The organism is Streptomyces sp. NPDC059010 (genome assembly GCF_042740355.1).
Lineage (GTDB): Bacteria > Actinomycetota > Actinomycetes > Streptomycetales > Streptomycetaceae > Streptomyces.
On the sequence record NZ_JBHYJA010000037.1, the window covers coordinates 77,451 to 90,002 of the forward strand.

Genomic DNA, 12,552 nt, shown 5'->3' on the forward strand with positions numbered 1-12,552 from the left:
GCACGGGTCACTCCAGGCCGGAGGCCCGCAAGATCCCGTGGCACGCCTCGCTGTCGATGCGTCGGCCCAGCCGATCCAGCACCGCCGTGCCGTATCGCAGCGTGCCGCGCCTGCGGGATCGGCGGGCGCCTTCGTCGAGGTGGTGCCACAGCAGAGGGTTGGCGGCCAGCACCCGTGGGTCCAACACCAGTCGCCCACCGGAAGTGTCGGTCAGGACCAGCCGCTGCGCGACTCCCTCGGACATCCGCACGGCCACGAGCCGGTCGGTACGCACCCGCCGGCGCGTCAGCAGCCCGCGTGCGTCGAGTACGCCGCGCTCCGCTGTCACACGCGCGGGCGTGAGCAGGGTGCTCAATAGCACGCCGAGCGCCGCCCACAGCACGGCCCGCCCAGCGGTGAGGTCCCTGAACACCCAGTCGAGCAGCACCAGTACCCCGAAGAGCATCACACCGCAGACCACTGCATAGCGCAGTTCCCGAGCCCAGGAACGGTCGTGAACCACGCAGGTGGCAGCGAGCCGGGGAGCATCGCCTGACTGGGCGCGCTTGTTGATGCGCCGCCCCATACGAGCCACATTAGGCACGGCATCGGGTTGTGTCTTCGGCCTCGACAAACCACTTGTGGCGCCCGGCCGGTCGACGCCTCCGCCGTCCGATACTCAAACGCCCTGAGCACCACTGCTTCCTTCAGTTGCTTCCTTCAGTGGCTCTCCGGGTCCGGCGCCGGGCGTATCGCGTGCCGGGCCAGAGGATTCGCAACCAAGTGGCGTGGGTCGGCCGCTCGGTTGATCGCCGTCTCCACCGCCGCGATCCGGTCCGCGAGCAGGCCGAGCGTGGCGACAGCCCGGGTCACGGGGTCGTTGTCGGGGCCGCCGAGGGTCTGCGTGCGAACGTACGCTGCCTTCAACTCTGCCCAGCGGTGCGTCTGTTCGTCCGTGAGCGTGCCCCGTAGCTCGCCGAGCTTGAGCAGGTTGGCCTCGGCGCGGGTGGTGAGGGTCTGAGCCTCGGCCGTGTAGTGGTCGTCGATCAGCGCGGCCAGCTCGGCGTGGTTCATGACCGGCTGGATGCGCTGGGCGATCTTGTTCATATTGCGGTAGGAGCCTTGGAGTTGGAAGGGCGGCTCCGTGCGGGTCGTGTCCGATTGGGCGGCCGCGGCGATGTACGCCGCGTTCACCGCCACGACCGTCTCCCGGGCGGTGAGCAGGTGGCTCAGCACGGCCAGGATCCGCTCCAGTTCCGCGGGGGCGTACGGATGCGTAAGGCGGTCCGCGCGGGCCGACGCGTCACCCTGCGCAAGGCGGATGAGCAGGTCGAGGTCGGTGCGGTCACGGTCGGCCAGCGGAGCCAGGACCGGGTTGGCGGTGAGGGCGTTCTCGATGAAGCTGAGCGCGAAGGCGTCCTGTTTGCCGGTCAGGACGTCGCCGAGGTTCCACACGTCGGCACGGTTGGCGAGCATGTCGGGGATCTGGAAGCGGCTGCCGGACTCGGTGTAGGGGTTGCCGGCCATGCAGACGGCGAACCGCTTGCCGCGCAGGTCGTAGGTGCGCGGTTCCCCGTCCCGCACGCCCTCGATGCGGCGGGTGGCGTCGCACAGCGGGATGAATTTCTGCAGCAGTTCGGAGGAGGTGTGCTGGATGTCGTCGAGGTGGAGCAGGGTGTTGTTGCCGGCCTCCAGTGCGAAGTTGATCTTCTCGATCTCCTGGCGGGCGGTGGCGTTGGGGGCCTCGGCCGGGTCGAGCGAGGTGACGGCATGTCCCAGGGCCGGCCCGCTGACCTTCACGAGCATCATGCCGAGCCGGTCGGCGACGTACTCCATGAGAGTCGTCTTGCCGTAGCCGGGCGGGGAGACGAGCAGGAGCAGGCCACCGGTGTCGGTGCGCTTGGACTCGCCCGTGGTGCCGAGCTGTTTGGCGAGGCTGTCGCCGATCAGGGGCAAGTACACCTCGTCGATGAGCCTGCTGCGTACGAACGCGGACATCACGCGGGGCCGGTACTCGTCCAGGCGGAGGCGGGCGCGCGCGGCGGCCACCAGCGCGGTGCGGCGGCGCTGGTAGGCGCGGTGGGCGGGTACCTCGTCGGCGCGGAACCTCCGGACACGGACGAGGAGTTCGTCGATGCGGAGGGTGAGCGTACGTCCGGTGAGGCGCGGGTGGGAGCCGAGCAGTCCCTCGACGGTCGCGGTCAGCGGCGCGTCGGACTCGTAGCGGGCCAGGTCCGGGCAGAGTTCGGCGGCCACCGCCTCGGCCAGGTCGCCGGAGGAGAGATCCGTGCCGGTCGAGGCGGCGTACGACGTCAGCCACGCCTCGACGAGCTGCCGGCGTGCGGGCAGGTCACCGAGGGCGGTGAGATCGTCGTCGTAGGCCGAAGAGCCCACCGTACGGCGGAACTTGTCGAGCAGTGTCCGGGTGTCGGCGCTGATGACGAAGCCTGCGGGGCCACTCGTCAGCTCCTCGAAGAGGTACGCGGCGGCGGCCTCGGAGCCGATCGCTTCCGCCAGCTCCCGCTGGAGGTCGGCGATCGCGGGCGCCAGACCGAACGTGTCGCGCGCACGGGCCAGCGACGTCGCACGCCGCCGGATGCTCTCGCGGGCTTCGGTGGTCGTGTCGTGGGCCCAGAACAGCTGGGCGGCCGCGCGGGCGGCCGGCTCGTGACGCAGGAGGCCGGCGCCCTCGTACAGGCGCAGGAGTGCGGTGAGGATCGCGGTCGCGTCGTGGTCGTGGACGCCGCGCTCGTAGCCCTCGTCGTACGCCTCCTGCGCCGCCTTCCGCACCAGGGCGGACAGGTCGGCCTCTGTGAGGGCCGCCGGTCCGTACTCGTCCAGCAGCCGGGTGGCGAGATGTTCGGCGCGGTAGACCTCGGGCGACTCCGAGGGCAGCGGGCGGTTCCAGTACGGGCGGTTTGCGGCGAAGTCGGGATCGGTGACCTGCGCGCGGTAGTCGGTGCCCGTCACGGCTAGGGCCAGGCCCTCGTCGTGCGGGACCAGTGTCAGGTCCAGGGGCTGGGTGTTGACGGCGAAGCGGTGGGTGCCGAGGCGGAGGGTGCGGCCGTCGTCGGCGTACAGGTCGGTGCGGTCGCGCAGGGCGCGCAACGCTTCTTGGCGGGCCGCCTTGAGGTGGCCTTCGAGCTCCTCCGCCCTTGGCCGGTCGCCGAGTTCGCGAAGCTCGTCGGCGATGCGGCGGACCTTGGCGGGCATGGGGTCGGAGGTGAAGTACGTGGCGGCGGCGTCCGCGTCGGTGAGGGTGGCGGCGCGGCGGGTGATGGTCTTCAGGACGCGGGTCGCCGAGTCGGTCAGTCGCTCCGCGCGACGGGCGCGGGTGTCGGCGAGGGTCTGCTTGCGGGCGGCGAACGCCTCGTGGATCTCGTCACGCTTGTCGGCGAGCGGTCCGAGGAAGTCGTCGAGCTCGGCGAACCGGGACTCCAGGTTCTCCACTTGCACGAGCATGCGGGCGAGCTGCTCGTCGCACGCTTCCGGGCTGTCGGCGGCGGCGAGCGCGCCTGTCACGGACTGGCCGAGCAGGGCGAACTCGGCCGCGAACTCGGCTCGTCCCTCACGGTCGAGGAGCTCGTGGCGACGGCCGTCGAGGGTGGCACGGGCGCGGTTGACGCCGCCGAGCACCTCGGCGATCCGCTCCAGGACGGACGTACGGATCGTGGCGTCGGCGATGTCGAGCCCGGCGACCACCTCGGTCACCGTGCTCAACCCGTCGGCGAGTTCGTCGAGCCGGGCGGCGACGGGCGCGGCCTCGGCGACGGTGCCGATCTCCTCGGCCTCCTGGGCGAGTCGCCCGACATCCGCGTGGTGCTCGGCGAAGGCGTCCTCGCGAGCGAGGTGGGCGACGGCCCGCCGACCGAAGGCCGCGAGGTCCGACTCGACGTCGGCGGCGAGGTCGTCGATGCGGGCGGCGTCCGCGTACCGCAGGTCCTTGAGGGTGAGCAGATGCCCTTGCGCCTGCCTGAGGTCGGTCAGGCCCGACACCCAGGCGGCTGCGCCTCGCGGGGCCTCGCCGCGCAGCCGTCGTACGACCGTGGCGATGCGGGCCGCCGCTTCGGCGAGCGCCTCGGCCGCCTGCCGGGTCAGGGCCTGGACGGTCTCGAACTCGGCCAGAACCTGCTCGGCGGTGGCCCGCATCTGCGTGAGCGGCGCGAGCAGATCCCCGAGCTCTGCCTCGCCCAGCCAGTGGTGGGTGTCCGCCGCCCGGACGCAGGAGGCCACCAGTGCCTCATACACCTCGCTGGTGGGGGTCGTCTCGGCGACGGCGCGGGTGAGGGACAGGCAGTCGGAGATGCCGCGGACGAGGTCGGCGTTGCCGACGCGGGCCAGTGGGCCGGTGCCGACGGGCTGTGCGGCGGCGTGGGTGTCGGACACGTACGGGGAGTTCCACAGCTGCGCGGGGTGGACGCGCTGCGGTTCGGCGCTGTCGGCGCGCAGGATCACGAGGGTGCCGTCGCCGCAGAGCGCCCAGCCGTGGCAGGACAGCGGGGCGGCCATTTCCTTGCGGATCGTGTTGTACGGCAGGAGCAGGCTGCGGCCTTCCACGCGCGCGTGGAAGGCGTAGAGCACGTCCTCGCCGTTCGGTGAGCGGATCTCCCGCTCGAATTCCAGCTCTTGTGTGTCGAGTTCGTACGTCTTGTGGGTGCCGGCGGCCAGGCAGTAGCCGCCGGGGAAGACGATGCCCTGGTCCTCGGGCAGGCGGCGGCACGCGCGGCCGATGTCGTCGAGGCGGACGACGCTCCTGGTGAGGGTGTTGAACACCAGGTGGCGGTCGGTGTTCTCCTTGTAGGGGCGGATGCGCAGCAGGATCAGTGCGCCCACGCGCGCGTAGGCGATGTCGGCGTCCGCGAGGGACTGGAGCGGCTCATCGACCGGTTCTGTGTGGATGCCCTCGCCGGTCTCGGTGTCGTCGTTGGTCTTGACGGTGAGGGTGCCGCCGACGGTGGAGACGAACACCTCGCCGCCGATGGAGACGTGTGGATGGCGGCCGAGGATGTGGTCCTCGCGGGTCGTCCGCGTCCACTGGATGTCGTGTGGGGGCGGCAGGACGTGGTCGCGGTCGCCGCGCGCGTCCAGGAACGTGGCCCGCCCGTCGTCGGACAGCGCCCAGCGCAGGACGCGGATGTCGTCCGTCTTCTCACCGGTCTGGAAGACGGCGAGCAACTTGCCGTCGATGCGGCGGAGTCGCAGGAGGCGAGCCTGCCGGTAGTAGCGGTGGAGGGCGATGAACTCGCGGACGAAGGCAGGGTCGTCGAGCAGTCCGGGCGCCACGTCGCCGGTCACCCGCTCCAGGTTGCGGTCGTACAAGGCCAGGACGTCACCGACGCCGGTGTCCGCCTCACGGCCAGGGACGGTGTTGTAGCCGAAGAGCAGCACGTCGCCCACGGCGACGACGTCGCGGGGCACCGCGGCGTGCTCGGTGCGCAGCCGCTCGGTGCCGGCGAGTTCCAGCCGCGTCGATCCGAACTCCTCGCCACGGCGGGCGTTGAGCTCCTCGGTGCGGCGGGCGAGTTCGGCGGCCTGCGCGGTGAGGCGGTCGCGCAGCACCTCGTACGTGCCCCTGTCCAGCACCTCGCCCTTGCTTGGGTCCAGTGGCTGGTGCGTGCCGGTGTCCTGGCCGGTGGTCATGGATTCCCTCTCAGCGATGTCGGGGGGCACGGTCCGGAGCCGCCGTCCCCTGTGCGGCGGCTCCGGACCTGTGGCGGGTCAGGCGTGGACTGCCTTGCCGTTGAGGGCGGTGAGCGGCTTGTCCGCCAGACCCAGCTCGCCGGCCTTGTCGAGCAGCTGCTGGAGCTGCCCCGAGTCGGCCCCGCCAGTCCCCATCAGCTTCAACAGCAGCGCCGACACGGTCAGGTTCTGCACATCGGCCGTGGAGACCGAGCCGAGGATGCGGCCCAGGTCGTCGGTGAAGCTGGAGGTGCCGTTCAGCCAGGGCCCGGCCAGCGCCTGCGCGGTCTCGGAGTGCTGGACGAAGCCGTCGATGCCCTTGCCGAGCGCGATCGAGGACACCAGCCGGTCGAAGAAGACCGACTCGCCGCCGACGATGTTGATGTCGGCGTTCTCCAGCCCGGTGGCGAGCACTGTGGCCTGCGCCTCGGCGACCTGCCGCTGTACGTCCAGGCCCGCGAGCCGGATGTCCTTCTCGGCCTCCAGGCGCAGCCGGTACTCCTCGTGGCCACGGGACGCGTCGTCGAGCGCTGCCATCGCCGCCGCCTTCTCCGTCAGCCCGGCCGCCTCGGCCTTGAGCTTCTCGCCGATGCCCTCGGCCTCGGCGAGGGCCTGCGCCTTGGCGCCTTCGGCCTCGGCCCTCATCCGGGCCTGCGTCGCCTCGGCCTCCGCACGCCCGGCCTTCTCGATGACCTCGGCCTCCTTGTCGCGGACCTGGACGGCCGCGAGCCCTTCCGCAGCCGCCTCTGCCTGGACGCCCTCCGCGAGTCGGAGCTTGGCGCGGGCGTCGAGGTCGGCCGTCTTCAACCGGGCCTCGGCCAGGGTCAGTTCCTCGGACGCACGGTGCGTGGCGGCCTGCTCGGCTGCCTCTGCGGCCTTGATGTCCTTGACCAGCTTCTCCTGCGCCTCCGCCTCGGCGGCGATGATCACGGCCTGCCGCTGCCGCTCCGCCTCCTCCACGGCCCGCAACTTCTTGATGGACTCCTCCTGCTCGGCGACCGTACGGTCCACCGCGACCCGCTCGCGGATGACCTCGGCGATCTCCCGCTTCTCCGCCTCGACCTCCTTCTCCGCGGCGATCTTCGTCAGCTGCGTCTCCCGCTCCCGGGCGATGGCTTCGAGGAGACGGTCCTTCTCGATGCGCTCGTTCTCCACGGCGATGACCCGCTCGCGGTTCTTCGCGGCGACGGCGACCTCCCGGGCCTGGTTCTCACGCTGCACGCCGAGCTTCTCCTCGGTGGCCAGGAACGCGCCCTGGGCCCGCAGCCGCTCCTCCTCCACCACCCGCGCCGTCTCGGCCTCCTCACGGGCACGTACGGTCGCGATCTCCCGCCTCTGCTTGATCTCCGCGTCGGTCTGCCGCCGCTCCAGCTCCAGAATCGCCTCACGGGCGTCGACGTTCTGCCGCGTGATCTCCTTCTCCTCGGTGCGCTGGGCCTCGTTGGTGCGCACGTGCTCCAGGGCCGTCAGCTCCGTGATCTTGCGGATGCCCTGGGCGTCGAGGACGTTGGCCGGGTCGAGCTGGGTCAGCGGCGTCTGCTCCAGGTAGTCGATCGCCGCGTCCTCCAGGTGGTAACCGTTCAGGTCGACGCCGATGACCTCGATGATCCGGTACCGCAGCTCGTCGCGCTTGGTGTACAGGTCGGTGAAGTCCAGCTGCTTGCCGACGGTCTTCAGCGCCTCGGAGAACTTCGCGTGGAACAGCTCCTGCAACGTGTCCCGGTCACTCGCACGAGCGGTCCCGACCGCCTGGGCGACCTTGATGACGTCCTCGACCGTCTTGTTGACCTTCACGAAGAACGTGATCCGGATGTCGGCCCGTATGTTGTCCCGGCAGATCAGCCCGTCCTTGCCGGTCCGGGTGATCTCGATGGCCTTCACCGAGATGTCCATCACTTCGGCCTTGTGCAGCACTGGCAGCACGACCTGCCCGGTGAAGGTCACGTCGACCTTGCGCAGCTTGGAGACGATCAGCGCCTTGCCCTGCTCCACCTTGCGGAACAGCTGGGAGACGACGAGGACGGCGAGCAGGGTGACGGCGATGAGCACGCCGACGCCCACGATGATGAGTGTCATGGCATACGTCCTTGAGGCGTAAGGGAGTTGAAGCGTGACGAAGGAGGGCGGCCCGCACCCCGGTGGCACTGTGAACGTGAGTCAGGCGGCCCGGTCCGCGTGATCGCGGTCCCGCGCCCCTCCGAGTTCGGGTCGGCCGGGTTCGTCGGGGAAGAGCCGGTGCAGGGGCCGTACGAACAGGCAGGTCAGCCGCCAGGCGACGAGCAGCGCCAGCACCGGAACGGTCAGGCGTAGCAGCCCGGTTGCGGCTCCCGACGGCGTGTACAGAGCCAGTAGGAGGTTCCCGCCGACGCTCAGAGCCCAGGCGAGCAGGGTCATCGTGGAGATGACGACCGCGACAGGTACGCCGACCAGACCCCACGGACGGAGGTCGATGTCAGCGTCGAAACTGTCGACTGAGGTGAGGCCCGCGGCGACGAGGAGCCAGAAGCACACCACCACGACGAGGGCGGCGGTCGGCAGGATCGTGGGCAGGCCGGTGGCGACCGTCAGGAAGGTCCGCACAGCTTGCCCCCCCTTTCCACCCGCAGTGCCCGTCAGCCGTGTTCGGTGGCACACCGCTCGCTCCGGGTTCCGGTGCCGGACACCTGCCGGTGTCCGGCACCGGTAATCCCCCGCAGTGCTCCCCGCACGTCATGGTGCACGGCAGGCGCACGCCCGCGCATTGCCGGATTCCGGCAGCGTTCATTAGGGTCTGCATGCCGGTGAACCGCTAAGAAACCGTCACCGGCGCGTCAAGAACCTGGGGGCGACGTGGCGGAGCGGGAGATTCCCGAGCAGTATCTGGAGGGCTGTGCCCAGATTCTGGCCGAGGTCTCTGCCACGGGGCGGCGCCTCACCCGGGAGGAACTCACCTCCCGCCGCGACCTGGGGGAACGGGCCGCCGACGCCGGACACGGACTGCGCGCCCTGGTCAGCGCCCATCTGACCGCCGCCCGCGCGGCATGGCCGGCCACACCCGGCTCGGCCGACAGCGCCCTGGCGGCCATTCACCAGGTCATAGACGCCTTCGCCGAAGGCTACGAACGCGCCCAGCGCCACGCCGTACGCCAAGAAGAGGCAGCGCGCCGCGAGTTCATCGACGACCTGCTCTACGGCCGCAGCGACCTGGGCCGCCTCGCCGAACGCGCCGAACGCTTCGGACTGCGCCTCTCCCAAGCCCACGCCGTGGCCGTCGCACAGGGCCCCACCGCGTACGACGAGGGCGATCCCGTGCCCCGTGGGGTGGAGCAGGCTCTCCTGGCCCGCTTCGGCAACCGTGATGTCCTGCTCACCACCAAGGACGGCCGGCTGCTGTGCATCGCCCCCGGCCACCAGGACGAAGTTCTGACCCACTTCGCCAAGCAGGCCCATGCCGCCACCGACGGCGGCCGCGTCGCCATCGGCCGCCCCCAGCCCGGCCCCGGCGGAGTCGTCCACTCGTACGAGGAAGCCCTGAACGCCCTCGAACTCGCCGAGCGCCTGGAGCTGGAGGACCCGGTCCTACGCGCCGCCGACCTGCTCGTCTACCCCGTCCTGACCCGCGACCGGCAGGCCATGGCCGACCTCGTGGTGAGCACCCTCGGCCCGCTCACCGCCGCCCGCGGCGGCGCCGAGCCACTCCTGGACACCCTCACCGCCTACTTCGACTCCGGCTGCGTGGCCGCCGAGGCCGCCCGCCGCCTCTCCCTCAGCGTGCGCGCCCTGACCTACCGGCTGGAACGCATCCAGAAACTCACCGGCGCCAACCCGGCCGATCCGGCCCACCGCTACATGCTCCAGACCGCGGTGATCGGCGCCCGGCTCCTGGACTGGCCGGCCAAGGAACTCTGACACCGCAGCCGGCCCTGTCCCGGGCCGGCGACCGTGACGGGCGGCGTCAAGTACGGGCGAGCTCGGCGGCGCCGAAGGACACGTCGAAGCGGTCGCACCAGATGCTCACGCTGGTGAAGCGGGAGGGGTCCACCTCGGCGGGCACGGTGTAGTTCTGGCTTCCCTTGTTGCCCTTGAGCTTGCCCAGGCTGACGTACTCACCATCGTCGAAGACATGCCAACCGGCCGTGCCCTCCTTCACCGGCGCGTCGGTCAGCCAGACGCGTAGGTCGGGGCCGTTGCTGGTGTCGAGGTTCTCCAGCCGTACGACATGGGAGCCGTCGGCCAGCCGTACGAGCTTCACAGTGCCCGACGTGGAGTGCTCGTGACTGATCAGGTCGCCGGCTGCCAGCGTCCGCGGCGCGGGTTCCGCCTCCGGCGCCTGAGAGGACGATGCGGAGGGTGCGCCTGCGGGAGGCGCCGGGGTGGTCACGGCACCGGGCAGGGCTTCCTGGACTGTCTCGTCCTGCCACAGCTTCCAGGGCTGGAACCAGTACAGCCCGAAGCCGACACCGGCGACCGCCACCACCAGCACACCGATGACCAGCGGCCCGCCCAGCACCCTCCGCACCCGCCCCATTGACCCGCCTCGCTTCTTGAGAGCTTCCTGTTGCCCCCATTTCAACGGACCGGGACTGCGTGATGCACCCCATGAGAGATGACGGAATGCTTACGGCCCCGCGGCCATGACAGATGTGTGTGCACGTGCAATTGGTGTCCGGTGAACGGATCTCGACCTCCGCATAACGGTCCGGTCTCGCTTGCTGGCACTTCGGACGGTAACTGCAGACCAAGTGACCCACGTCACTAAAGAGTGCGTAAAGGGCGTGATAAAACTTCCCAACTCCGCAGGTGGCACCGCTCATCGCCACAGCCCGGAGCGGTCGGCATGCACCGGCAGCACGACCAGGGTGTTCACGTTCCGCGCCCACGGACCGCGTGCCCAGTGTCGCCGATCGGACAACGCCGTTCGTTCACAGACCGCACATCAGCCGGAGGCACTCCCCCGTGTCCCGGGCCCGCACCATCGAGGTAGCCACTGTGTCACTCGACTCCGTCACGCAGTCCGTCGACGAAGCCGTCAGCGATTTCTTCGAGCCCATAGCCAAGTGGCTAGGGGAGGTCGTCTTCTACGCCGTTCCCGTCGGCGGAACGGACCTGCCCCTCATCGTCGCCTGGCTCGTCGTCGCCGGACTGGTGTTCACCGGCTGGTTCGGGTTCGTGCAGCTGCGCAAGTTCAGACTCGCCGTCGACGTGGTGCGCGGGAAGTACGACGAGAAGGGGTCGGCCGGCGAGGTCAACCACTTCCAGGCGCTGACCGCGGCCGTCTCCGGCACGGTCGGCCTCGGCAACATCGCCGGTGTGGCCGTCGCCGTCTCCATCGGCGGCCCCGGCGCGACGTTCTGGATGATCCTGTGCGGCCTGCTCGGCATGGCCACCAAGTTCGTCGAGGTCACCCTCGGAGTGAAGTACCGCGAGGTACACGCCGACGGCACCGTCTCCGGCGGCCCGATGCACTACCTGCCCAAGGGCCTCGCCGACCGCTTCGGCAAGAACGGCAAGACCCTCGGCAAGGTCCTCGCGGTCCTCGCCTCCTTCATGATCCTGTTCTTCGGCCTCTTCGGCGGCAACCTCTTCCAGGTCAACCAGTCGTACGCGCAGCTGGTCTCCGTCACCGGCGGCGAGGACGGCCTCATGGGCTCCTCCACCGGCGCCCTGTTCTTCGGCATCCTCATCGCCGCGCTCGTCGGCATCGTGCTGCTCGGCGGCATCCGCTCCATCGCCAACGTCACCAGCAAGCTCGTGCCCGCCATGGCCGGCATCTACATCGTGGCCTGCCTGGTCGTCATCCTGGTCCACGTCACCGAGGTCCCCGCCGCATTCGGCGAAATCATCGAGCGTGCGTTCAACCCGCAGGGTGTCGCGGGTGGTGTGCTCGGTGCCCTGATCATCGGCTTCAAGCGGGCCGCGTTCTCCAACGAGGCAGGGCTCGGCTCCGCGCCGATCGCCCACTCCGCGGTGAAGACCAAGCACCCCGCCAGCGAGGGCCTGGTCGCCCTGCTGGAGCCGTTCATCGACACCGTCGTCATCTGCACGATGACCGCGCTGACCATCGTCATCGCCAACCCGGCCAGCTATCGCGAGGCCCGCGCCGGGAACCAGGACATCGCCGGCGTCACCATCACCTCCGACGCCTTCGAGACGGTCCTGCCCTGGTTCCCGTACATCCTCACCGTCGCGGTGATGCTGTTCGCCATCTCCACCGTGCTGACCTGGGGCTACTACGGCCTCAAGGCATGGACCCACCTCTTCGGCCGCAGCAAGGCCAGCGAGCTGACGTACAAGGTCGTCTACACCCTGTTCGCCATCACCGGTTCGCTGCTGACGCTGCAGACCCTCATCGACATGGCCGACGCGGTGCTATTCATGCTCGCGGTCATCAACATCATCGGCCTGTATCTGCTCGCCCCGGTCGTCAAGCGCGAACTCAACTCCTTCCTGGAGTTCGTCCGCGCCCGGAACGCCGGTGAGACCACCGACGGCGACGAAGACCAGGAGCCGGTGAAGACCACCGTCTGACCGCCCCCGCGGCCCGGCTCCTTCACGGGCCCGTACTCACCTCGCGCCTTGGTGAGTACGGGCCCGTGCTCACGTCGGTTGCGGAGGTGCTGTGCCGGACACAGTAGTAGTCCGGCACAGCGGGATCCTTCCCGAAAAGGCCGGAAGATTCACTGACGGCCGGTCAGGGCATCACGTAAGAGCAGGTCAGAGGCACAGCAGCCGCGCCCTCGCCAAGCGCCTTCTAAGCGCTTGGCCGCAGGTTCGAGTCCTGCCGGGGGCGCACAGTCTCCGCCCTCCCATCGGGAGGGCATTTTTACTGGTCAGAGGCCGTTCATCGGGCTCGGCGGAGCAACTTCGCAGGTTCGGGTGGGCCCTCGGGCGGAGTCGGCGAGTGTCCGGCTGGAG

General features: G+C 70.0%; 7 protein-coding genes and 1 tRNA gene. 3 read left to right on the top strand and 5 right to left on the bottom strand.

The genetic code is table 11. The features are described 5' to 3' along the window. Positions 1–7: 7 nt before the first annotated feature. The 4 genes from ACFWYS_RS33010 to ACFWYS_RS33025 form a co-directional block, all read right to left on the bottom strand. Complete coding sequence (locus ACFWYS_RS33010; protein ID WP_384776674.1) at positions 8–502, bottom strand: hypothetical protein; 495 nt, start codon at positions 500–502, stop codon at positions 8–10. A 197-nt stretch (positions 503–699) separates the two neighbouring features. After that, a complete protein-coding gene (locus tag ACFWYS_RS33015; protein WP_384776676.1) occupies positions 700–5,619 on the bottom strand; it encodes a DNA repair ATPase in 4,920 nt (1,639 codons plus the stop codon). Positions 5,620–5,697: 78 nt separating this feature from the next. After that, on the bottom strand, positions 5,698–7,734 hold the full coding sequence (locus ACFWYS_RS33020) for an SPFH domain-containing protein (RefSeq protein ID WP_384776678.1): 2,037 nt from the start codon (positions 7,732–7,734) through the stop codon (positions 5,698–5,700). An 81-nt stretch (positions 7,735–7,815) separates the two neighbouring features. Continuing rightward, complete coding sequence (locus ACFWYS_RS33025; RefSeq protein ID WP_384776680.1) at positions 7,816–8,238, bottom strand: hypothetical protein; 423 nt, start codon at positions 8,236–8,238, stop codon at positions 7,816–7,818. Positions 8,239–8,487: 249 nt separating this feature from the next. On the opposite strand from ACFWYS_RS33025, the gene ACFWYS_RS33030 reads away from it, so the two are divergent. After that, entirely contained in the window at positions 8,488–9,546 is a 1,059-nt protein-coding gene (locus tag ACFWYS_RS33030) for a PucR family transcriptional regulator (protein ID WP_384776682.1), read from the top strand. Between the two features lie 46 nt (positions 9,547–9,592). On the opposite strand, the gene ACFWYS_RS33035 is transcribed toward ACFWYS_RS33030, so the two are convergent. Continuing rightward, positions 9,593–10,165: a DM13 domain-containing protein gene (locus ACFWYS_RS33035; protein WP_384776684.1), complete on the bottom strand. Its 573-nt coding sequence runs from the start codon at positions 10,163–10,165 to the stop codon at positions 9,593–9,595. Positions 10,166–10,626: 461 nt separating this feature from the next. Here ACFWYS_RS33035 and ACFWYS_RS33040 point away from each other — a divergent pair, with 461 nt between their 5' ends. Both ACFWYS_RS33040 and ACFWYS_RS33045 read left to right on the top strand, forming a co-directional pair. Continuing rightward, positions 10,627–12,165, top strand: a complete 1,539-nt coding sequence (locus ACFWYS_RS33040; protein ID WP_384776686.1) for an alanine/glycine:cation symporter family protein — start codon at positions 10,627–10,629, stop codon at positions 12,163–12,165. 183 nt (positions 12,166–12,348) lie between these two features. Next, positions 12,349–12,424, top strand: a tRNA-Arg gene (locus tag ACFWYS_RS33045). Positions 12,425–12,552: the final 128 nt, after the last annotated feature.